The sequence below is a fragment of the Streptomyces lothianensis genome, assembly GCF_047779955.1.
GTDB lineage: Bacteria > Actinomycetota > Actinomycetes > Streptomycetales > Streptomycetaceae > Streptomyces.
The window spans coordinates 25,872-47,825 of the sequence record NZ_JBLMKT010000078.1; the positions used below are offsets into that span (position 1 = coordinate 25,872).

Consider the following 21,954-nt stretch of genomic DNA (forward strand, 5'->3'; position numbering starts at 1 on the left):
GAGCCATCATAGAATCATGGGATGATTGGCTGTCCAGTCGGCTGCGGAAGCAGTCGCTGTACGGTCAGTCGTCCACGCCATCGATGTTGCCCGCCGAAGGAAGAGCCATGGCCCTCTCGTCCCCGCGGCGCTCCGCGCTCGCCGACCAGGTGATCGCCGAGCTCAGGAACCAGATCACCTCGGGCGAGTGGCCGGTCGGCTCACGCATCCCCACCGAGCCCGAGCTGGTCGAACAGCTGGGGGTGGCCCGCAACACGGTGCGCGAGGCGGTGCGCGCGCTCGCGCACAACGGGCTCCTGGACATCCGGCAGGGCTCGGGCACGTATGTCGTGGCGACGAGTGAGCTGGCCGGGGTGATGCAGCAGCGTTTCGCGGCCGCCGATCCTCGGCATATCGCCGAGCTGCGCTCGACGCTCGAATCGGCCGGGGCGAAGCTGGCGGCCGAGCGGCGCACCGAGCGCGACCTCAGACAGCTCGACGCGCTCCTCGAGCGGCGTGAGCGGGCCTGGGAGTCGGGGGAACGCGAGGCGTTCGTCGACGCGGACGCGACGTTCCATCTCGCGGTCGTATCGGCCGCGCACAACGACGTACTGACCGATCTGTACGCGGACCTCGGCGACGTGCTGCGCGGCTGGCTGCGCGACGACATCGGCGAGACGCTGCGGCCCGAGAACCACATGGACCACCAGCGCCTCGTGGACGCGATCCGCGCGGGGGATGCTCAGTCGGCGGCCGACGAGGCGGCGAGCTATCCGTTCATGTGCCGTCTGGAGCGCTTCCGGCCGCGGTGACGGCTGACGGTGCGGGTCGTGGGCGACGGCTGACGGCTGACGGCTGACGGCTGACGACGCGGGGTCGTTGAGTGACGGCTCACGGCGCGGGGTCGTGACTGACCCAGGCCGAGCCGACCTCCTTCCAGCAGCGCCCGCTCAGCCGCACGGTCACCGCCGGTCCGGCCGCTGCCGGGGCGGAGTCGGTGTCGATGTCCCACCACCGCTCGCACTCGATGTGCAGCCGGAGATGGTCCGTCTCGGGATACGGGTTGTGGCAGTACGCGGTGACCCACGACCCGTCGACCTCGGTACGACACGAGGCCCCGAAGGGGCGGGGGTGGGGGGCGGGATCGGCGGCGACGGATACGCCGCGGTCACGTACGGGCGGCCCGGATGGCGAGGAGCCGGCCGCCGAGGTGGCATCGGCCGGCAGAACCAGCAGCAGGCTCATCCCCGCGAGGAGAGCCCCGTACCGCCGCACCCTGCGCACCACGCGAAACACCTCCCCGGCCGTACCGCGACCCCCGCCACGGCTGCACCTCAAGGGGCGAACTGGACTTCCAGCCTGCGAGGTTCACAGCGCCCCCGCAGGCGAGGTACACCCGAACGGGCGATGCCCCGGTCCCCGCGAAACGCGGGAACCGGGGCACCGGGCGACACGCACGCAGCGGTCGGACGGGACTCACGCGCCGATCGCGTGCAGGCCGCCGTCCACGTGGATGATCTCGCCCGTGGTCTTCGGGAACCAGTCCGAAAGCAGCGCGACGATCGCACGGCCCGTCGGCTCCGGGTCGCTCAGCTCCCAGTTGAGCGGGGAGCGGGTGTCCCACACCGAGGCCAGGTCGGAGAAGCCGGGGATGGACTTGGCGGCCATCGAGCCGAGCGGCCCGGCCGAGACCAGGTTGCAGCGGATGTCGTCGGGGCCGAGGTAGCGGGCGAGGTAGCGGCTGGTCGACTCCAGCGCGGCCTTCGCCGGGCCCATCCAGTCGTACTGCGGCCACGCGAACTGGGCGTCGAAGGTGAGGCCGACGACCGAGCCGCCGTCGGTCATCAGCGGCTTGCACGCCATCGTCAGCGACTTCAGCGAGTACGCGGAGACGTGCATCGCCGTCGAGACGGACTCGAAGGGCGTGTCCAGGAAGTTGCCGCCGAGCGCGTCCTGCGGCGCGAAGCCGATGGAGTGGACGACGCCGTCGAGGCTGCCGAGCTCCGCACGGACCTTGTCCGCGAGGCCGGCCAGGTGCTCGTCATTGGTGACGTCGAGTTCGAGCACGGTCGTCGGCTTGGGCAGCTTCTTCGCGATGCGCTCGGTCAGCGTCGGCCGCGGAAACGCGGTGAGGATGATCTCCGCGCCCTGCTCCTGCGCCAGCTTCGCGGCGTGGAAGGCGATGGAGGACTCCATCAGCACACCGGTGATGAGGATCTTCTTGCCCTCGAGGATTCCAGCCATGGTTCAGTGACCCATTCCCAGTCCGCCGTCAACCGGGATGACGGCACCAGTGATGTACGAAGCGTTGTCGGACGCCAGGAACCGGACCGCGTCCGCGATCTCCTCCGGCTGCGCGTACCGCCCGAGCGGCACCTGCGAGACGATGCCCGCGCGCTGCTCGTCGGTGAGCACCTTGGTCATGTCGGTGTCCACGAAACCGGGCGCCACGACGTTGAAAGTGATGTTGCGCGAGCCCAGCTCACGGGCGAGCGAGCGCGCGAAGCCCACGAGCGCGGCCTTGGAGGCGGCGTAGTTCGCCTGCCCGGCGGAGCCGAGGAGGCCCACCACCGAGGAGATCAGGACGACACGCCCCTTCTTGGCCCGCAGCATGCCGCGGTTGGCACGCTTGACGACACGGAAGGTGCCGGTGAGGTTGGTGTCGAGGACGGACGTGAAGTCCTCCTCGCTCATCCGCATGAGGAGCTGGTCCTTGGTGACGCCGGCGTTGGCGACGAGCACCTCGACCGGGCCGTGCTTCTCCTCGATCTCCTTGTAGGCCTGGTCCACCTGCTCGCTGTCGGTGATGTCGCACTTGACGGCGAGGAGACCCTGCTTCTCCAGCTCCGCGGGATCGCCCGAGCGGTATGTGATCGCGACCTTGTCGCCGGCCTCGGCGAAGGCGCGGGCGATGGCGAGGCCGATGCCCCGGTTTCCTCCGGTGACGAGAACCGAGCGGCTCAACGGATCACCCTTTCGATAGTGGTCGGATACCCGGAAACTTATCTGGCCCGCCACGGTTACGGAGAATCGGTCACCGACAGTGACCCGGATCAGTCACTGTCGGGTCCCTACAGAAAGGCTGGTGCCGAAGTGCCCCAAGCCCGTCACGTCCTCGACGCGAGTTTCACCGCGCTGCCCCTGCGCGCGCTCGCCGACGCCGCGCTGGCCCGGGCGCGTGCGCTCGGTGCCGAGCACGCGGACTTCCGCTTCGAGCGGGTGCGCAGCGCCTCCTGGCGGCTCAAGGACGCCAAACCCTCTGGTTCATCGGACACGACAGATCTCGGTTATGCCGTACGCGTGGTGCACGGCGGGGCCTGGGGTTTCGCCTCCGGAGTCGATATGTCGATGGACGCGGCCGCGCGGGTCGCCTCACAGGCGGTCGCCATGGCCAAGCTGTCGGCGCAGGTGATCGCGGCCGCCGGCTCCGATGAGCGCGTGGAGTTGGCGCCCGAGCCCGTGCACGCCGACAAAGAGTGGATCTCCTCGTACGAGATCAATCCCTTCGATGTGCCGGATGCCGAGAAGACCGGCCTGCTCGCGGACTGGAGTGCGCGGCTGCTCGCGGCCGAGGGGGTCGCGCATGTGGATGCCTCGCTCCTGACCGTGCAGGAGAACAAGTTCTACGCGGATACGGCGGGGACGGTCACCACCCAGCAGCGGGTGCGGCTGCATCCGGAGCTGACCGCGGTGGCCGTGGACGAGCGCACCGGTGAGTTCGACTCGATGCGGACCATCGCGCCGCCGGTGGGGCGCGGCTGGGAATATCTGGGCCAGTCGATGTGGGACTGGGACAAGGAGCTGGCACAGATCCCGGAGTTCCTGGCCGAGAAGATGCGCGCGCCGAGCGTCGAGGCGGGCCGCTATGACCTTGTCGTCGATCCGTCCAATCTGTGGCTGACCATCCACGAGTCGATCGGGCATGCGACGGAGCTGGACCGCGCGCTCGGCTACGAGGCGGCGTACGCGGGTACGTCGTTCGCGACCTTCGACCAGCTGGGCAAGCTGAGGTACGGCTCCGAGATCATGAACGTGACCGGGGACCGCACCGCCGAGCACGGCCTCGCCACCATCGGCTACGACGACGAAGGCGTGGCCGGGCAGTCCTGGGACCTGGTGAAGGACGGCACGCTCGTCGGCTACCAGCTGGACCGCAGGATCGCGAAGCTCACCGGCTTCGAGCGCTCCAACGGCTGCGCGTACGCGGACTCCCCGGGCCATGTGCCGGTGCAGCGGATGGCGAACGTCTCGCTGCAGCCCGCGCCCGAGGGGCCCTCGACGGACGAGATGATCGCCGGGGTCGAACGCGGCATCTATGTGGTCGGGGACCGGTCCTGGTCCATCGACATGCAGCGCTACAACTTCCAGTTCACCGGTCAGCGCTTCTTCCGGATCGAGAACGGGAAGCTCGCCGGGCAGCTGCGCGATGTGGCGTACCAGGCGACGACCACCGACTTCTGGGGTTCGATGAAGGCGGTCGGCGGCCCGGACACGTATGTCCTCGGCGGCGCGTTCAACTGCGGCAAGGCGCAGCCGGGGCAGGTGGCGGCGGTCTCGCACGGCTGCCCTTCCGCGCTCTTCCAGAACGTGAACATCCTCAACACGACGCAGGAGGCGGGCCGATGAGCGCTCGTACGAACGGGGCCGACTCTCGTACGAACGGGGCGGGTTCCCGCAGGGGCGCGGTGAGCAGGCCGCACGAGATCGTCGAGCGGGCCCTCGAGCTGTCCACGGCCGACGGGTGTGTGGTGATCGCCGACGAGGAGTCCAGCGCCAATCTGCGCTGGGCGGGCAACGCGCTGACCACGAACGGTGTCACCCGCGGGCGCACCCTCACGGTCATCGCCACCGTGGACGGCAAGGAGGGCACGGCCTCGGGGGTCGTCTCGCGCGCGGCCGTCACCGCCGATGACCTCGCGGATCTCGTACGGGCCGCGGAGCACGCCGCGCGGGAGGGCGAACCGGCCGAGGACGCGCAGGAGCTGGTCCCGGCCGGGACCGCCTCGCCCGACTTCACGGACTCCCCCGACGAGACCTCGTCGGCGGTCTTCGCGGACTTCGCACCGGCGCTCGGCGAGGCCTTCGCCCGCGCCCGCTCGGGCGGGCGCGAACTGTACGGCTTCGCCCACCACGAGATGACATCCAGCTATGTCGGTACGTCGACAGGGCTGCGGCTGCGGCACGACCAGCCCAACGGCACGCTGGAGCTCAACGCCAAGTCTCCCGACCGTACGCGTTCGGCCTGGGCCGGCCGCGCGACCCGGGACTTCACGGATGTGGACCCGGCGGCGCTGGACGGCGAGCTCGCGCGGCGGCTCGCCTGGGCCGAACGGAAGATCGAGCTGTCGGCCGGGCGCTACGAGACGCTGCTGCCGCCGACGGCGGTGGCGGATCTGCTGATCTACCAGTACTGGTCGTCGGCGGGCCGCGATGCCGCGGACGGGCGGACCGTGTTCTCCAAGCCGGGCGGCGGTACGCGGGTCGGCGAGCGGCTGAGCGGGCTCGGGCTGACCCTGCGCAGCGATCCGCATGCGCGCGGCCTGGAATCCGCGCCCTTCGTCATCGCCCACGCCTCCGGGGACACCTCCTCGGTCTTCGACAACGGTCTGCCGCTGACGGCCACCGAGTGGATCCGGGACGGGGAACTCGCACACCTGCTCACGACCCGGCACAGCGCGGACCTGACGGGGCTGCCGCTCGCCCCCGAGGTCGACAACCTGATCCTGGAAGGCGGCGGGGACCGCTCCCTGGAGGAGATGGTCGCGAGTACGGAGCGCGGGCTGCTGCTCACCTGCCTGTGGTACATCCGCGAGGTCGACCCGGCCTCGCTGCTCCTGACCGGGCTGACGCGGGACGGGGTGTACCTCGTCGAGAACGGCGAGGTGGTGGGTGAGGTGAACAACTTCCGCTTCAACGAGTCCCCGGTGGACCTGCTCGGCCGTGCCACTGAGGCGGGCCGCACCGAGCGGACGCTGCCGCGCGAGTGGGGCGACTACTTCACCCGGGCCGCGATGCCGCCCCTGCGGGTCCCGGACTTCAACATGAGCTCGGTGAGCCAGGGGGTGTGAGGGGCCAGGAGGTGTGAGGGGCCAGGGGCCCAGGGTTCAGCGGCCAGGGGGCCGGGGTGCGTGATCTTGCGGAGCGGAACACGTTCGGCTGCCGCACCCCCGCCCCCATAGACTGGGGGACGCGCTCGCGGGTGACCGCGGGCGCTTCACCCACTCCCGAGGAGATCCACCACCGTGACCGACATCGTCGACGAGCTGAAGTGGCGCGGCCTTTTCGCCCAGTCCACTGACGAGGACGCCCTGCGCAAGGCGCTCGCGGACGGCCCGGTCACGTATTACTGCGGCTTCGACCCGACCGCGGCGAGCCTGCACGTGGGCCACCTCGTCCAGGTCCTCACCCTGCGCCGGCTGCAGCAGGCCGGGCACAAGCCGCTCGCCCTGGTGGGCGGCGCCACCGGCCAGATCGGCGACCCGCGCCCGACCGCTGAGCGCACCCTGAACGATCCGGCGGTCATCGCCGAGTGGGTGGGGCGGCTGCGCTCGCAGATCGAGCCCTTCCTGGACTTCGAGGGCGAGAACGCCGCGGAGATGGTGAACAACCTGGACTGGACCGCGGGCCTGTCCGCGATCGAGTTCCTGCGCGACATCGGCAAGCACTTCCGCGTCAACAAGATGCTCACCAAAGACTCGGTGGCCCGCCGCCTGGAGTCCCAGGAGGGCATCAGCTACACCGAGTTCAGCTACCAGCTCCTGCAGGGCATGGACTTCCTGGAGCTGTACCGGCGCTACGGCTGTGTCCTGCAGCAGGGCGGCTCGGATCAGTGGGGAAATCTGACGGCCGGGATCGACCTGATCCACCGGCTGCACCCCGAGGCCGAGGTGCACTGCTACTCGACGCCGCTGATGGTGAAGTCCGACGGCACCAAGTTCGGCAAGACCGAGGGCGGCGCCGTCTGGCTCGATCCCGAGATGACCACGCCGTACGCGTTCTACCAGTTCTGGCTGAACACGGACGACCGTGACATCTCCACGTACATGCGCATCCTCAGCTTCAGGAGCCGCGAGGAGCTCGAGGAGCTGGAGAAGCTGACCGAGGAGCGGCCGCAGGCCCGGGCCGCGCAGCGCGCGCTCGCCGAGGAGCTCACCACGCTGGTGCACGGCGCCGGGCAGTGCGCCGCGGTCATCAACGCCTCGAAGGCGCTGTTCGGTCAGGGTGAGCTGGGCGATCTCGACGCGGCGACGCTTGCCGCCGCCCTCTCCGAGGTGCCGCACGCGCAGGTCACCGAGCTGGGCCCGGTCGTGGACCTGTTCGCCGAGGTCGGCCTGGTGGCCTCCAAGTCGGCGGCGCGGCGCACGGTCAAGGAGGGCGGCGCCTACGTGAACAACGTCAAGGTCGCCGGCGAGGACGCCGTCCCCGCCGAGGAGGATCTGCTGCACGGCCGCTGGCTGGTGCTGCGGCGCGGCAAGAAGAACCTGGCGGCGATCGAACTCGTCGCGGGCTGACACTGCCGTACGGCCCAGCGAAAGCTGCTGTACGACCCCGCGAAGAGGGGCCGGTCCGAGTGGACCGGCCCCTCTTCGCCTGCCGTGTCGGTGCGAGCTCAGCCGGTCTGTCTGCTGCCGCCCTTGACCGCCTTGTAGACCATGTCGCCGAGGAACACCAGCACCACGGCCGCGCCGACCTGCAGCGCATGCCGGCCCCAGTCGATGCCCGGGGTCGCCTCGATGCCGAACCCTCTCGCGAGCGAGTTGCCGACCACTCCGCCGATGATGCCGAGCACTGTGGTCATCCACAGCGGCAGGTGCTGCTTGCCGGGCAGGATCGCCTTCGCCAGCAGACCCAGCACAAATCCCACAATGATCGCCCACAACCAGCCCATGACGGCCTCCTCGAATGCGCACGGGTGAGCAGTACGGCAAGTCTCCGCCGCTGCGCCATACGGCGCATGTCGGGCACAGCCATACGTGGAGCGGCCCAGGCGGTGCGCCCCGGCGGCGCCCCACCCGGTCTCGAATGCGGCGCAGGCCGGGCGTACCGTGGAAGCGTGTCCGGTCCGGGGAGAGTCCGGCAGCGCGAGCGGGTGGTGGAATGTGATGCGGAAGCAGCGCACGACAGGCGGGGCCGAGGTCTTCCGGATCACGGGCGCGCGGCATTCCCTCGCGGACGACGTCCGGGCGAGGCAGCGGCGCTACGTCATCTCCATGTCGGTCCGCACCCTGTCCGTGATCCTGGCGGCGGTCCTGTGGAACGTGGAGCGACATGTGGCGATCGTGGCGCTCGTCGCGGGCGTGCTGCTCCCCTATATCGCGGTCGTGATCGCCAACGCCGGGCGGGAGAACGCCCCTTCGCTGCCCTCGTCCTTCCTCGCCGCGCCCGTGCAGCCCATGCTTCCGCCGCCGTCCGCGCCCGGTCCGGCGGAATCCCACCCGGAATCCGAGGTGCCCGAGGGGCAGAAGGGCTCGGGCAGACGGGGCTGACCTGCGCCGGTCTGCAAAGCTCAAGAAAAGCTCAGATCAATCATGTAGTTCCGGTGCACCGCACGGGGTCCCCCGTGACATACTTCGTACGCGCTCCGCATCCCCCGTCGGAGCGACGGACCGACGCCGGGCAGCTCCCCCCGTGGCTGCTCGGCGTCGCCTTTTCCCACGGATGTTCGGGCCGGTCGGATGTTCGGGCCGGTTAGGCTGGGGGCGTGATCTTCCCCGACAGTGCCCCTGGTTCCTCCGGCTCCCCTGAGACTCCTCAGTGCTCCGCCAAGGGCTGCCGCGCCGATGCGGTCTGGGTGCTTGCCTGGAACAACCCGAAGGTGCACACGCCGGAGCGGCGCAAGACCTGGCTCGCGTGCGAGGAGCACCGCGAGCATCTCTCCCAGTTCCTGGGAGTGCGGGGGTTTCTGAAGGACGTGGTGCGGCTCGCCGACTGGGAAGCCGCACAGCACAAGCCGTGAGGCGTGTCCGGCGGACCGGCCCCTGACCGCTCAGCCGCCGATCGCCGACATGGGCCGGGCGGGCTGCAGGAACGTCGGGTCGTCGAGGCCGGAGCCTGCCTTCTTGCCCCACATCGCCTGCTTCCACAGGCGGGCCACCTCTTCGTCGGCCTTGTCGGAGGGTTCCTCGGAGCGCAGGGCCGCCCTCAGGTCGGTCTCCTCGGTGGCGAACAGGCAGGTGCGCACCTGGCCGTCGGCGGTGAGCCGGGTGCGGTCGCAGGCGCGGCAGAACGGGCGGGTCACCGAGGCGATCACGCCCACGGTGTGCGGGCCGCCGTCGACGACCCAGCGCTCGGCCGGGGCGGAGCCGCGCTCTTCCTGGCCCTCCTCGGTGAGCGTGAAGCGGGTGCGCAGCGATTCCAGGATGTCACCGGCGGTGATCATGCCTTCGCGCTTCCAGCCGTGCTGGGCGTCCAGGGGCATCTGCTCGATGAACCGCAGCTCGTAGTCGTTCTCCATCGCCCAGGCGAGCAGCTCGGGCGCCTCGTCCTCGTTGAGCCCCGGCATCAGGACGGCATTGACCTTCACCGGGGTCAGGCCGGCCTCGCGGGCCGCGGCCATGCCTTCGAGCACGTCCTTGTGGCGGTCACGGCGGGTGAGGGTCTTGAAAACGTCGGGGCGCAAGGTGTCGAGGGAGACGTTCACCCGGTCGAGGCCCGCGGACCTGAGGGCCTGGGCGGTGCGCTTGAGTCCGATGCCGTTGGTGGTGAGGGACATCTTGGGGCGCGGTTCGAGGGCGGCGACGCGCTCGACGATGCCGACGATCCCGGGGCGCAGCAGCGGCTCGCCGCCGGTGAAACGGACCTCTTCGATGCCGAGCCGGGTGACGGCGATACGGATCAGCCGGACGATCTCGTCATCGGTGAGCAGATCGGGCTTGGCCAGCCACTGCAGGCCCTCCTCGGGCATGCAGTAGGTGCACCGCAGGTTGCACCGGTCGGTCAGTGAGACCCGGAGATCGGTGGCCACGCGGCCGAACGTGTCGATGAGCACGTGGGGCCCCTCCCTTGGCGAGACTTTCTCTCTGCTGCTCGGTACGGCTTTCCGTGTACCTGCTTCTCGGTACGGCTTGCTGTCTGCGTACGAGCCTACGCGAGGGCACCGACACGTATCAGGGCCCGATCGCACGACTGCCGCCACGGCCGCATCGTAGGTCTCTACGACGCGGCCGTGAGCTGGGCGTATGACGCTGGGCGTCTGGCTGGGGGCGCCCGGGGTCAGTGCGCCCCGGTGCCGGTGAGCGAGCGGACCTCGAGCTCCGCGTACTTGCCGGTGTCGGGCTCCTCCTTGGACAGGACGGTGCCGAGCCAGCCGAGCAGGAAGCCCAGCGGGATCGATACGAGGCCCGGGTTGTTCAGCGGGAACCAGTGGAAGTCCACGCCGGGGAACATCGAGTTGTCCTTGCCGGAGACCACCGGCGAGAACAGCACCAGGATCACCGAGGAGGCGAGGCCGCCGTAGATCGACCAGGTGGCGCCCTGGGTGGTGAACCGCTTCCAGAAGAGGCTGTACAGGATGGTCGGCAGGTTCGCCGATGCCGCGACCGCGAAGGCCAGGGCGACCAGGCCGGCCACGTTCAGGTCGCGGGCCAGGACGCCGAGTGCGATGGCGGCGGCGCCGATCAGGACGGTGGCCCCGCGGGCGGCCTTGACCTCCTCCTTCTCCGTGGCCTTGCCGCGGCGGATGACGTTGGCGTAGATGTCGTGCGCGAAGGAGGACGAGGAGGCGAGGGTGAGGCCCGCGACCACCGCGAGGATCGTCGCGAAGGCCACCGCGGAGATCACGGCGAGCAGGATCGCGCCGCCCGTCGAACCGCTGCCGCCGCCGATCTCGAAGGCGGCCAGTGGCGCCGCCGTGGTGCCGCCCTTGTTCGAACCCTCGATGGTCTCCCGGGAGACCAGGGCCGCGGCGCCGAAGCCGAGGACGATCGTCATCAGGTAGAACGAGCCGATGATGCCGATGGCCCAGTTCACGGACTTCCGTGCGGCCTTCGCCGTGGGCACCGTGTAGAAGCGGATCAGGATGTGCGGCAGACCCGCGGTGCCGAGCACCAGGGCGATACCGAGCGAGATGAAGTCGAGCTTCGACATGGCGCTCGTGCCGTACTTGATGCCCGGCTCGAGGAACTTGCTGCCGTATCCGCTCTTGTCCGCCGCCGCGCCGAGCAGGTCGGACAGGTTGAAGTTGAACTTCAGGAGGATCAGGAAGGTGATCAGGACGGTGCCGCTCATCAGCAGCACCGCCTTGACCATCTGCACCCAGGTGGTGCCCTTCATGCCGCCGATCGTGACGTAGACGATCATCAGCACGCCGACCAGGGCGACGATGGCGATCTTGCCCGCCTCGCTGGTGATGCCGAGGAGCAGGGCGACCAGGGCGCCTGCGCCCGCCATCTGCGCGAGCAGATAGAAGATCGAGACCACGATGGTGGAGGTGCCGGCCGCGGTGCGTACAGGGCGCTGCCGCATCCGGTAGGCGAGGACGTCGCCCATCGTGAAGCGGCCGGAGTTGCGCAGCGGCTCGGCGACCAGGAGCAGGGCCACGAGCCAGGCGACGAGGAAGCCGATGGAGTACAGGAAGCCGTCGTAGCCGGCCAGCGCGATGATGCCCGCGATGCCGAGGAAGGAGGCGGCGGACATGTAGTCGCCCGAGATCGCCAGGCCGTTCTGGAAGCCGGTGAACTGCCGGCCGCCCGCGTAGAAGTCGGCGGCGTCCTTGGTCTGCCGCCCGGCCCACACCGTGATGCCGAGGGTCGCGATGACGAAGGCGGCGAACAGCGAGATGATCAGCACCCGGTGCTCGGTGACGTCGACGCCCGCCGCCAGGAAGGCGGCGGAGCCGTCCAGAGGCCCGGAGCCGTCGAGGGCCGCGGACAGTGCGTGGCGGCTCATGCGCCCTCCTCAAGACGGGACTTGATGGCCTCGGCCCGCGGGTCGAGCTTCTGCGCGGCATAGCGCGCATACCACCAGGCGATGAGGAAGGTGGTCACGAACTGGGCCACGCCGAAGACCAGGGCGACGTTGATGTTGCCGAAGAGCTTGGTGCCCATGAACCCGCCCGCGTAGTTCGACAGGAGCACGTAGAGCAGGTACCAGCTGATGAACGCCACGGTGAGCGGGAAGGCGAAGGAGCGGTGCGAGCGGCGCAGTTCACCGAACTCCGCACTCTCCTGGACCTCGCGGAAGGCCTCGGTCGACGGCGTCACGGGTTGTGTCCCGCCCTTCGGGGGCGGTGGTGCGTCGGTGGCCACGGGGACTCCTTGCGCGACGGAAGCGGTGGATGGGGACATACGACCTCGCAGTGAACGGGGACCGCGCCGCGCCGGAGGACGGTGTGTTTCGTCCTCCGCGGCGTGATCCGGCAGGGGGCTGATGCTGACCTCTCCCCCTGCCAACCGCACGGCGACGCGCGCGTTGCGGTTCAACGCCCCACCCGTTCTGTCGGAAACTTTTCCGCCCGTCCCCTCCGGCACCATTGCCCTGCTCACCGGGCGCGATATAGCTTCACATCCGCTGTACATGTCAACCGCCTTGCCTGCCACCGCAGTCAGGGCGGTGCTTCGTGCTGTCGTACCGACCGGGACACACCCTCACAACGGATGTAAGTGGAGACCCCATGCCTCATCTGCGTTCCAGGCGGCGCCGTGTCGCCGCCCCGCTGGGCCTCGTACTCGCCCTGGCCGCGCTCGGCCTCGCACCGGCCGCCGCCCAGGCCGCGCCGCAGGCCGGTGCTCCGGCCGCCTCGACGCAGAGCGGTTCGAAGCTGGCGTACGTGGTGAACACGCGGACGGACCACCGCACCCTCTCCGCGGTGAAGAAGGCGATCACCCGGGCCGGCGGCGAAATCATCGTCACCCACCGGCAGATAGGCGTGTTCGTCGTCCACTCGGACAACCCCGACTTCGGCGCGCAGATGCGCCAGGTGCGCGGTGTGCAGAGCGCGGGCGCGACCCGCACCGCGCCGCTGGAGCCGGCGGGGATCACCCAGGTGGGCGCCACCGAGCGGCTCTCGGCGGCCGAGGTCGCCGAGCTCTCGGAGCAGGCGGGCGAGGGGCAGGAGCCCCTGGAGGCCGACCAGTGGGGCCTGCGGACGATCCGTGCGGACCAGGCCGCAAAGATCAACCCGGGCAGCAGCGACGTCACCGTCGCCGTGATCGACACCGGAGTGGACGACACCCACCCCGACCTCGCGCCCAACTTCTCGGCCTCCCAGTCCGCGAACTGTGTCGGCGGCAAGCCCGACACCTCCCCCGGCGCCTGGCGCCCGACCATCCCCAGCCAGAGCCACGGCACGCATGTGGCGGGCGAGATCGCCGCGGCGCGCAACGGCGTCGGCATCGCGGGCGTCGCGCCCGGCGTGAAGGTGGCCGGCATCAAGGTCTCCGAGCCGGACACGCAGCTCTTCTACCCGGAGAGCGTGGTCTGTGCCTTCATGTTCGCCGCGGACAAGGGCATCGAGATCACGAACAACAGCTATTACATCGACCCGTGGCTGTACAACTGCAAGGACGACCCGGACCAGAAGGCCATCGTCGACGCGGTCAACCGGGCCCAGCTGTACGCACAGCGCAAGGGCACCCTCCACGTGGCGTCCGCGGGCAACTCCAACCACGACCTCGCCTCCGACGCGATCGTGGACGACTCGAGCCCCGACGACACCGAGCCGGTCGAGCGGGTCATCGACCCGAGCGAGTGCCTGGACCTCCCGACCCAGCTGCCGGGTGTCGTGACGGTCTCGGCGACGGGCCCGAAGGACGCCAAGTCCTTCTACTCCACGTACGGGCACCGCGTCATCGATGTCGCCGCGCCGGGCGGTGACAGCCGGGTCCCGGCGGACACCCCCTCGGGCAACGGCCGGATCCTGTCGACGCTGCCCGGCGGCGACTGGGGCTACAAGCAGGGCACCTCCATGGCCTCCCCGATGGCCTCGGGTGTGGCCGCGCTCCTGAAGAGCAAGTACCCGTGGGCGAGCCCGGCGATGCTGCAGTGGATGCTCAAGGCCCAGGCCGACAACCCGGGCTGCCCCGCCGAGCCGTACGACCCGAACAACGACGGGGTCGCGGACGCGGAGTGCGAGGGGAACGGGCGGATGAACGGCTTCTACGGGGCCGGCATCGTGGACGCTCTGGACGCCGTGCGCTGAGCCGGTGTCCCATGGGAGCGGGCCGTCCTTCCGGGGGCGGCCCGCTTTCCGTATGCCGCTGTTCCACGAAGGAGGCCGCGCAGTGACCGGGTCCGATGTCATCGCATCCGTCTGGAGGACGCTGGGCGGCGCGGAGGAACCGCTGCACCGGCTCACCCACCGGGGCGCCGGTGACGTGCTCCCCGCGCGGCTGCCGGTGCTGAGCGCGGCGCGGGCCTGTGTCGCGGTGTGCGCGCTGGCGGCGGCGGAATTCGACGGACGGGGCGGTGCGGCGGGTTCCGTGACGGTGGACGACGGGGCGGTCGCCACGGCCTTCGTCAGCGAACGCCATCTGCGCATCGACGGACGCGCGCCGGAGTCCTTCGCGCCGCTTTCCCGGATGTGGCGCACGGCCGACGGCTGGGTGCGCACGCACGCCAACTACCCCTGGCACCGGGCGGCGTTGCTGTCCGCCCTGGGGGTGGGCGCGGAGTCGGTGGAGTCGGTGGAGTCCGCGATGGCCGGGGCGCGGTCGCTGGAGATCGAGGAGGCCGTGTACGCGGCCGGCGGTCTCGCGGTCGCGCTGCGCACCCCACGGGAGTGGGCGGCGCATGAGCAGGGGGCGGCGGTGGCGCGGCGGCCGCTGCTGAGCATGGAGCGGGTGGACGATGCGGCGGTACGGGGTGGGGGTGCGGCTTCCGCAGTACGGGGCGGGGGCGCCGCTTCGGTCGTACGGGGCGCGGGCGCGGCTTCGGCGGTACGGGACCGGGGCCTGCGGCCGCGGGTGCTCGATCTGACCCGGGTGATCGCCGGGCCGGTCGGGACCCGGTCGCTCGCGCTGCTCGGCGCGGATGTGCTGCGGATCGACACGCCCGAGCGGCCCGAGCTTCCCGACCAGCACGCGGACACCGGCTTCGGCAAGCGTTCCGCGCTGCTCGATCTGCGGCGCACGGCGGACCGGCGGACGTTCGAGGAGCTGCTCGCCGGGGCCGATGCCGTGGTCACCGGCTACCGGCCCGGCGCGCTCGACCGTTTCGGCCTCTCCCCCGCCGCGCTGGCCGAGCGCAGGCCCGGGCTCGTGGTCGCCCGGCTCTCGGCCTGGGGGGACTACGGGCCGTGGGCGGGGCGGCGCGGTTTCGACTCGCTGGTGCAGGTGGCCTCCGGCATCGCGGCCGTCGAGGGCGGGCCGGAGAGGCCGGGGGTGCTGCCCGCGCAGGCGCTCGACCACGGCACGGGGTATCTGCTGGCCGCGGGGGTGCTGCGGGCGCTGACGGAGCGGCGGGCGGTGGGCGGCTCCTGGCGGCTGGAGTTCGCGCTCGCACAGACGGCGCACTGGCTGTGCTCGCTGCCTTCGGAACCCGCTCCCGAAGGCACGTACGACAGTGACCGGCACCTGGGCGGGACGGACAGCGCGCTGGGCCGGCTGCGCCATGCGCGCTCGCCGCTCGTCTTTACGGGAGGGCCCGCCGACTGGCGGACTCCGCCGGGTGTCTGGGGTGGGGATCCGGCGCGCTGGGGCGGGTGAACACCACCCACGAGGATGTTTTGTCCGATAATCACCCCATGCTTGCTGGACTTGTCCGTTCCGGTCAAAATCGATCAATGAGCGCTTCCCGTCCCCCTGTTACGGCGCCTGCCGACGAAGACACCGGGGACGACACCGCGTCCGACACCGCGTCGGCCGCCGGACAGGGGTCCGCGCTCCGGCGCGGCATGGCGGTGCTCGTCCTGCTGCTGCTCGCCGCACTCGTGCCGCTGCTCGGCCCCGACCTCGCGCTGCGCGGGACGGGCGAGGCGGACACGCCCGGGGTCGGCCTCGTCACGCTGCTCAGGACCGTCACGTTCGGCGCCCTGTGCGTACTCGCGGGGCAGGCCGCCGAGGGCTGGCTCATCCGGCGGGTGCCCGACGCGCCCGCGCCGCGGCCCGCGAACTGGTCGGTGACGGCGGCCTGTGTGGGCGCCGTCGCCGCGGTCTGGCTCGCGCTGATCGTGGCCAACGGGAACATCCCGCCCGACTCGCTCGCCGAGCTCACGCCCGGACGGCTGTGGCAGACCACGGACGGGCGGCTCGCGCTGCTCGAGGTCAACGCGTTCATCGCCGCCGGGTTCTGCGCGCAGACCCGCCGGGCGGGCAGCGCGTTCCTGCCGCTCTCCGTGGTGGTGGGAGCGGAGGCGCTGCGGGCGCATCCGGGCATCGGACCCGAGGAGAATCCGCTGCTCGGCAGCGGGCTGACACTCGTGCATCTGACCTCGGCCGCGCTGTGGGCGGGAGGGCTGTTGTGGGTCCTGCGGGCACTGCGGCTGTGGCGGGGACGGCCGGTGCAGTCGGGGGTACTGCTCGGGCTCTACGCGCGGGTGGCGGCCCTGCTGTTCGCCGCGATCACCGCCTCGGGGATCTGCTCGACGCTGCGGAAACTTCCGCTGGAGTCGGTCTTCAGCTCGGCGTACGGGCGGGTGCTGGTGGCCAAGCTGCTGCTCGTCGTGGTGATCGCCGGGCTTGCGGTGATGGCGCGGATCCGGCTGGGGCGCAAAGGTGCGGGGGCCGCCGCGGTGCCCGCGAAGGCCGAGGTGGTGGTCCTCGGCCTCGCGGTCGCCGTATCGGCGCTGCTCACGGCGGTACCGGCACCGATCTGGTGGGTTCCCCCGCTTTGGGGTTGACCTGAACCCGCCCGTCCGACTCGCCCGGCCTCAGACGCCGGCCGGGCTCGGGGTGCCTCCGGTGGTCTGTGTCTGCCGCCTGGTCAGGCCGTCCAGGACGCCCTTGACCAGGAGGGCCTGGGCCGCCGCGTAGGTGAGCATGATCCAGAAGTCGGGGCGGGGCAGCTGGGGCCATTCGGCGACGCCCGTGGCGATCAGGGTGTCGGAGAGCAGGAACAGCGCGCCGCCGATTCCGGCGACGAGCCCGAAGCGCGCGGCGGCGCGCAGTGCCATCGCGGTGAGCAGCAGGCTGTACGCGGCGACCGGGATCCGCAGGTCGCCGGGCAGGTCGCCCCACATCAGGACGAGGGTCAGGGTGAGCACGAGTGCGTACGTCGCCGCGAGCGGCACGACGTATGCGTGCGGTGTCCCGCGGCGCGCGAAGAGCACCAGGTAGCAGACATGCCCGGCCGCGAAGCCACCCATGCCGGCGAGGAAGGCGGCCTCGGCGTCGAACATCAGGCACACATCGCCGACCCAGCCGAAGAACAGGGCCGCGAGCAGCAGCCGCGGCGCCTTGCGGAGCGCCGCGTAGGCGAGGAGCAGCGGCATGAGGAGGGGCTTGAAGAGGAGGTGCCCGAGGTCCCAGCCGGCGAGCAGGGACACGAGGTCGCCGGTGACGGCGGCCGCGAAGGCCCACAGGAGGGTCCGCTTCACCCGACACGCTCCGCGGCCTTCAGGTCCGCGGCGGCCGACGTGGTGGCCGACGCGGTGGCTGGCTCCGGCGACCAGCCGGGCCCGCGCAGCACCCGCCCGGCGCGCTCGCGCCAGCTGGTCGCCGCCCTCAGGTCCTTGGCGATGGAGACGTATTCGTGGGTGGCGACCTTGAGCGGGTTGTAGGTCTCGATGTTCTTCGTCAGGCCGTAGACAGGGCGCTCGGTCTCGGCGACGAAGGAGCCGAACATCCGGTCCCAGATGATCAGGATCCCGCCGAAGTTCCGGTCCAGGTAGCCGCCCTGGGAGGCGTGGTGGACGCGGTGGTGGGACGGGGTGTTGAAGACGTACTCGTACCAGCGGGGCATCTTGTCAATGCGCTCGGTGTGGATCCAGAACTGGTAGACGAGGTTCGCCGAGGAGCAGAAGGCGAGGGCGGCCGGGTGGACGCCGCAGGCGATCAGCGGCAGGTAGAACGGCCAGACGGTCAGCGAGGTCCAGGGCTGGCGCAGCGCCGTGGTGAGGTTGAACTTGCGGCTGGAGTGGTGCACGACGTGGCAGGCCCACAGGATCCGGATGACGTGGTGTCCGCGGTGCGACCAGTAGTAGAAGAAATCCTGGGCGAGGAGCATCAGGAGCACGGTCCACCAGACGACCGGTACCCGCGCGGGCGTCAGCTCGTAGACCGCGGTGTAGATCGCGACGATCGGGATCTTCCACAGCAGGTCGAAGACCAGACTGCCGAGGCCCATGGTGATGCTGGTGGTGGCGTCCTTGGTCTCGTATCCGGCGGCATCCTCGTCGGGGTGCAGCCGCACGCTGATGATCTCGATCACCGTGAGCAGGACGAAGGCGGGTATGGACCACAGGACCACATCGGGCAGGTTCGGCATGGATGCACGGTAAGGGTGCTGGTGGGGCCGCGGCTAGAGGTAGTTACCGACAAGTATTACCGGCGGTACGCGACTGTTGTTGGCGAACTCCGCCAACAGACCCTCAGGTCAGGGCCTCACACCCCCACCGCGCCGAGCAGCGAGCCCGCGGCGTACGTCACGGCCATCGCCAGCGCGCCGCCCGCCACGTTGCGCAGCACGGAGGGACCGGTCGGGGCGGCGCCGAGGCGGGCGCTCCACCAGCCCGTGCAGCACAGGGCGGCGAGGACGGCGGCGACCGTGATCGCGAGCCGCAGGGAGGACGGCGGCAGGACGATCGCGAGGAGCGGGAGCAGGGCGCCGACGGTGAAGGCGAGGAAGGAGGCGCCCGCCGCGTGCCAGGGGTTGGTCAGCTCGTCCGGGTCGATGCCGAGCTCCACACGGGCGTGGGCACGCAGCGCGTCCTTCGCGGTGAGCTGTTCGGCGGCCTCGCGCGCCACCTGGGGGGTGAGGCCGCGGGCCGCGAGGAGGCCGGCCAGCTCTTCGAGTTCGGCCTCGGGTTCCTCGCGCAGTTCGCGCTTCTCCAGGGCGATGGCGGCGCGCTCGGAGGACCGCTGGGTCGATACGGAGACGTATTCACCGGCCGCCATGGACATGGAGCCGGCGAGCAGTCCGGCGAGGCCCGCGGTCAGGAGGGTGGAGCGGTCGGAGGTGGCGCCCGCCACGCCCACCACGAGGCCGGCGGTCGAGACGATGCCGTCGTTGGCGCCGAGCACCGCGGCCCGCAGCCAGTTGAGGCGGGTGGCCATCCCTGAGCCGTGGTGCTCGGTGTGGCCGGGCCGCCCGGCTTCGCTGGTCATGCCGGGAGGTTCTCACGCCCTCCCGGCATGACGGTGCATCCACGCGGGGTGTGCCGCTCGGCGCGTACCGGTCACTCCGCACGGAGCCCGCACCGGTCACTCCCGACGGAGCCCGTACGGATCACTCCACAGGGAGCGTCCGGGGCAACGTCCACGTCACCACACGCGGACCTTGCCCCCGGGTGCGAAGACGGGTGAGGTCGCGTCGGCGGGCGGCTGGTCGAGCGGCTCGGCGATCTCCGCCACGGTCGGGCCCACCTTCGCCGCGACCGGGTCGAGCAGGCCGAGGTCGAAGCCGTAGACGCGGGCGGCGTTGCCGCCGACCATCGCCGCGACCTCCTGAGGCGGCAGCCCCGCGTAGGCGATGCGCAGGCCCTCCCGCGTATACGGGTGGGTGCCTTCGTCGTGCGGGTGGTCGCTGCCCCACATGATCTTGTCGAGGCCGATGCGTTCACGCAGCGGCACCTCGTGCGGACGCATGAAGCTGGCGCCGACGAAGCAGTTCTCGGCCCAGACCTCACTGGGGCCCTTGCCCATGGAGGCGGCGAGGCCCTGGCCGAATTTGGCCTCGGCGGTGTTCGCCTTCGGGCCCGCCGCCTTCGTCGCGGCCTTCACGAGGCGGGCGTGGTAGTAGTCCAGCATGTCCAGGACCCCGGGGATCCAGCCCGACCCCTGTTCGGTGAGGACCAGTTTCAGTGAGGGGTGGCGGCGGAAGGCGCCGCCGAAGATCAGATGCCACAGCGCCCGGTGTGAGAACCAGGTGGTCTCCACCATGAACACGGCACGTGCGGCCGGTTCGTCGCCGAGCGGCGGGGATGCGGAGCCCGCGTGGTGGTTGACGGGGACGCCGAGTTCCGCGCAGGTGGCCCAGATCGGGTCGTACTGCTGCGAGTAGAGCTCGGGCAGGCCGGAGCCGGGCGGTGTGCCGGGCAGGAGCAGACCGCCCGTCAGGCCGGCCTCGTGGGCCCAGCGGATCTCCCTGACCGCCTCGTCCACGTCGTTGAGCAGCACCTGGAAGACGCCCGCCCGGCGGCCGGGTGCGAGGGAACAGAAGTCGGCGAGCCAGCGGTTGTGGGCGCGCAGGCCCGCCCAGCGCTGTGCGAACTCCTCGCGGGTGGGTGCGGGGGCCATCAGGGACGCGGAGGGGAAGAACGGCGGGATGGTGTTGGGGAAGACCACCTCCGCGACGATGCCGTCCGCCTCCAGCTCGGCGATCCTGCGGGAGGAGTTCCAGTTCTTGTCCGCGGTGTCGGCGAGCAGGTCCTCGTACGGGTTGACGTAGGTGGCCGCCCAGGCGTCGAAGGCCTCGTGGTGCCTGGACTCCAGATAGGGCCGGTAGTCGAGGAGGTCGGCGCCGGCGTGGCAGTCGGCGGAGATGACGGTGTAGCGGTCCTCGCCGCTCGCCGCCGTGCTGTTCGGGCTTCCGGGCGTGCTCATGGCGTGCTCACCCCCGTCACCGGGAAGTCGTTGCCGGTCAGCCAGTGCCGCCCCACCTCGCGGGAGCGGGCCCAGGAGGCTTCGACGGCGCTCTGGTCCGCCGGCTGGCCGAGATCGGCGGGCGTGGGGCCGATACGGCGGGCGACGGGGGCGAGTGCCGCGGTGTCGAAACCGAAGACCTCGGCGGCGGAGAGGCCGAGGATCCGCCGGGTCTCGGCCACCGGGATGTCGTGGAAGGTGTTCCTGAGCCAGTTGCGGGTGTCGGGCCAGGTGCCCTCCGGGTGCGGGAAGTCGGAGCCCCACAGGATGTTGTCGACGCCGATCTCGTAGCGCTGGGCGAGTTCGCGCCGCTTGGTGTTGGTGGCGCAGACGAAGACCTGGCGGTCCAGGTACTCGCTCGGCGGCCGCTTCAGCTCGGAGAACGGCGAGAGCTTCTTGCCGCCGTGCGCGCCGAGGTAGAGACGGTCCATGAACCACAGGAGGTTGGGCAGCCACCAGCATCCCGACTCCGCCACCCCGAACCTGAGCCCCGGGTGCCGTTCGAAGACGCCCGACCAGATCAGGAAGTGAAGTGGCCGCGCCGGCCACCACGTCACCTCGCTGACGTAGATCCCGAGATGCTCGCCGTACTCGTGGCGCGGCGCCGCACCGGAGTGCGTGACGAGCGGCATGCCCGTCTCGGCGGCCGCGGCCCAGACGGGTTCGTAGCGGCTGTCGTGGTATGGCGGGTGGTCCACCCACATGGAGGGGATCATCAGCGCGCCGAGCCCGGATTCCTTGGCCCGGTGGATCTCGGCGACGACCGTGTCCACCTCGGCGGTGATCGGCAGCAGTGCGACTCCGCAGTGCCGTTCGGGGTGCCGGCTCACGAACTCCGCGAGCCACCGGTTGTGCGCCTGCGCGCCTGCCATGCCGAGTGCGGGGTCCTGGTCGCCGGAGAGCCCGAGGCCCACGCCGAAGGGCGCGGCGGTCTGACTGTCGACGGCGTCGGCGTCCGGGAAGACCACCTCGGCGGCCACCCCGTCGCCGTCGAGTTCCTTCAGGCGCTGGGCGACGTCCCAGCCGCCTCTGAGCCCTTCCTCGTTGTCGTGGAACCACTTGTCGGCGAAGGCCTCGTTGCGGACGCCGAGCCGGGTCATCTCCTCGCGGCGCCGGTCGCGGCCCGCGAGGAACTCGTCGAACTGCGGATGGAAACGGGAGTCCAGATACGGCCGGTACTCCTCGGTCGGCAGCCCCGCATGACAGTCCGACGAGATGATCAGATACGGATCCTGCGCGCCTTGTGCGCCTCGTGCGCCTCGTGCACCTCGTATGTCTCGTATGTCTTGTATGCCTTGTG

21 protein-coding genes are annotated in these 21,954 nt (G+C 70.7%); 9 read left to right on the forward strand and 12 right to left on the reverse strand.

Annotated elements, in window-relative coordinates; translation table 11 throughout:
• Window positions 1–107: 107 nt before the first annotated feature.
• Window positions 108–791, forward strand: a complete 684-nt coding sequence (locus ACLF6P_RS27985) for a FadR/GntR family transcriptional regulator (protein WP_415954091.1) — start codon at window positions 108–110, stop codon at window positions 789–791.
• A gap of 79 nt (window positions 792–870) precedes the next feature.
• On the opposite strand, the gene ACLF6P_RS27990 is transcribed toward ACLF6P_RS27985, so the two are convergent.
• From ACLF6P_RS27990 to fabG, 3 genes are all read right to left on the reverse strand, one after another.
• Window positions 871–1,263, reverse strand: coding sequence for a hypothetical protein (locus ACLF6P_RS27990; RefSeq protein ID WP_415954298.1), 393 nt, complete (start codon window positions 1,261–1,263; stop codon window positions 871–873).
• Window positions 1,264–1,455: 192 nt separating this feature from the next.
• Window positions 1,456–2,223 (reverse strand): enoyl-ACP reductase FabI, encoded by a 768-nt coding sequence (gene fabI, locus ACLF6P_RS27995; RefSeq protein WP_415954093.1) that lies wholly within the window; start codon window positions 2,221–2,223, stop codon window positions 1,456–1,458.
• Between the two features lie 3 nt (window positions 2,224–2,226).
• The gene (fabG, locus tag ACLF6P_RS28000; RefSeq protein WP_415954095.1) at window positions 2,227–2,943 is read right to left on the reverse strand and encodes a 3-oxoacyl-[acyl-carrier-protein] reductase; all 717 of its coding nucleotides are present in this window, start codon (window positions 2,941–2,943) and stop codon (window positions 2,227–2,229) included.
• Window positions 2,944–3,072: 129 nt separating this feature from the next.
• Between fabG and ACLF6P_RS28005 the strand changes: the two genes are divergently transcribed.
• From ACLF6P_RS28005 to tyrS, 3 genes are all read left to right on the forward strand, one after another.
• Complete coding sequence (locus ACLF6P_RS28005) at window positions 3,073–4,605, forward strand: TldD/PmbA family protein (RefSeq protein ID WP_415954097.1); 1,533 nt, start codon at window positions 3,073–3,075, stop codon at window positions 4,603–4,605.
• A 59-nt stretch (window positions 4,606–4,664) separates the two neighbouring features.
• Window positions 4,665–6,047: a metallopeptidase TldD-related protein gene (locus ACLF6P_RS28010; RefSeq protein WP_415954300.1), complete on the forward strand. Its 1,383-nt coding sequence runs from the start codon at window positions 4,665–4,667 to the stop codon at window positions 6,045–6,047.
• Between the two features lie 174 nt (window positions 6,048–6,221).
• Complete coding sequence (gene tyrS / locus ACLF6P_RS28015; RefSeq protein ID WP_415954099.1) at window positions 6,222–7,490, forward strand: tyrosine--tRNA ligase; 1,269 nt, start codon at window positions 6,222–6,224, stop codon at window positions 7,488–7,490.
• A gap of 98 nt (window positions 7,491–7,588) precedes the next feature.
• Here tyrS and ACLF6P_RS28020 read toward each other — a convergent pair whose 3' ends face one another.
• Window positions 7,589–7,867, reverse strand: a complete 279-nt coding sequence (locus ACLF6P_RS28020; RefSeq protein ID WP_415954100.1) for a GlsB/YeaQ/YmgE family stress response membrane protein — start codon at window positions 7,865–7,867, stop codon at window positions 7,589–7,591.
• 214 nt (window positions 7,868–8,081) lie between these two features.
• Between ACLF6P_RS28020 and ACLF6P_RS28025 the strand changes: the two genes are divergently transcribed.
• Window positions 8,082–8,465 carry a DUF3099 domain-containing protein gene (locus ACLF6P_RS28025; RefSeq protein ID WP_415954101.1) on the forward strand — a complete coding sequence of 128 codons (384 nt, stop codon included), beginning with the start codon at window positions 8,082–8,084 and terminating at the stop codon, window positions 8,463–8,465.
• 215 nt (window positions 8,466–8,680) lie between these two features.
• The gene (locus tag ACLF6P_RS28030; protein WP_415954102.1) at window positions 8,681–8,935 is read left to right on the forward strand and encodes a hypothetical protein; all 255 of its coding nucleotides are present in this window, start codon (window positions 8,681–8,683) and stop codon (window positions 8,933–8,935) included.
• A gap of 30 nt (window positions 8,936–8,965) precedes the next feature.
• Here the strand turns inward: ACLF6P_RS28030 and moaA are convergent, their stop codons facing one another.
• The 3 genes from moaA to ACLF6P_RS28045 form a co-directional block, all read right to left on the reverse strand.
• Entirely contained in the window at window positions 8,966–9,967 is a 1,002-nt protein-coding gene (moaA, locus tag ACLF6P_RS28035; protein ID WP_415954103.1) for a GTP 3',8-cyclase MoaA, read from the reverse strand.
• Between the two features lie 224 nt (window positions 9,968–10,191).
• A complete protein-coding gene (locus ACLF6P_RS28040; protein ID WP_415954104.1) occupies window positions 10,192–11,865 on the reverse strand; it encodes a solute symporter family protein in 1,674 nt (557 codons plus the stop codon).
• The gene (locus tag ACLF6P_RS28045; RefSeq protein ID WP_415954106.1) at window positions 11,862–12,224 is read right to left on the reverse strand and encodes a DUF485 domain-containing protein; all 363 of its coding nucleotides are present in this window, start codon (window positions 12,222–12,224) and stop codon (window positions 11,862–11,864) included. The genes ACLF6P_RS28040 and ACLF6P_RS28045 overlap by 4 nt, the downstream gene beginning before the upstream one ends.
• 365 nt (window positions 12,225–12,589) lie before the next feature.
• Between ACLF6P_RS28045 and ACLF6P_RS28050 the strand changes: the two genes are divergently transcribed.
• The 3 genes from ACLF6P_RS28050 (at window position 12,590) to ACLF6P_RS28060 (ending at window position 16,753) form a co-directional block, all read left to right on the forward strand.
• Window positions 12,590–14,116, forward strand: coding sequence for a S8 family peptidase (locus ACLF6P_RS28050; RefSeq protein WP_415954107.1), 1,527 nt, complete (start codon window positions 12,590–12,592; stop codon window positions 14,114–14,116).
• A 52-nt stretch (window positions 14,117–14,168) separates the two neighbouring features.
• The gene (locus tag ACLF6P_RS28055; protein WP_415954108.1) at window positions 14,169–15,620 is read left to right on the forward strand and encodes a CoA transferase; all 1,452 of its coding nucleotides are present in this window, start codon (window positions 14,169–14,171) and stop codon (window positions 15,618–15,620) included.
• 77 nt (window positions 15,621–15,697) lie between these two features.
• Window positions 15,698–16,753 carry a CopD family protein gene (locus tag ACLF6P_RS28060; RefSeq protein ID WP_415954109.1) on the forward strand — a complete coding sequence of 352 codons (1,056 nt, stop codon included), beginning with the start codon at window positions 15,698–15,700 and terminating at the stop codon, window positions 16,751–16,753.
• 30 nt (window positions 16,754–16,783) lie between these two features.
• On the opposite strand, the gene ACLF6P_RS28065 is transcribed toward ACLF6P_RS28060, so the two are convergent.
• From ACLF6P_RS28065 to ACLF6P_RS28085, 5 genes are all read right to left on the reverse strand, one after another.
• Window positions 16,784–17,449, reverse strand: a complete 666-nt coding sequence (locus ACLF6P_RS28065; RefSeq protein ID WP_415954110.1) for a lysoplasmalogenase — start codon at window positions 17,447–17,449, stop codon at window positions 16,784–16,786.
• Window positions 17,446–18,339, reverse strand: coding sequence for a sterol desaturase family protein (locus tag ACLF6P_RS28070; protein ID WP_415954112.1), 894 nt, complete (start codon window positions 18,337–18,339; stop codon window positions 17,446–17,448). The genes ACLF6P_RS28065 and ACLF6P_RS28070 overlap by 4 nt, the downstream gene beginning before the upstream one ends.
• A 116-nt stretch (window positions 18,340–18,455) precedes the next feature.
• A complete protein-coding gene (locus tag ACLF6P_RS28075; RefSeq protein ID WP_415954114.1) occupies window positions 18,456–19,178 on the reverse strand; it encodes a VIT1/CCC1 transporter family protein in 723 nt (240 codons plus the stop codon).
• A 156-nt stretch (window positions 19,179–19,334) separates the two neighbouring features.
• Entirely contained in the window at window positions 19,335–20,615 is a 1,281-nt protein-coding gene (locus tag ACLF6P_RS28080) for an amidohydrolase family protein (RefSeq protein ID WP_415954116.1), read from the reverse strand.
• A complete protein-coding gene (locus tag ACLF6P_RS28085; protein WP_415954302.1) occupies window positions 20,612–21,928 on the reverse strand; it encodes an amidohydrolase family protein in 1,317 nt (438 codons plus the stop codon). The genes ACLF6P_RS28080 and ACLF6P_RS28085 overlap by 4 nt, the downstream gene beginning before the upstream one ends.
• Window positions 21,929–21,954 lie beyond the last annotated feature (26 nt).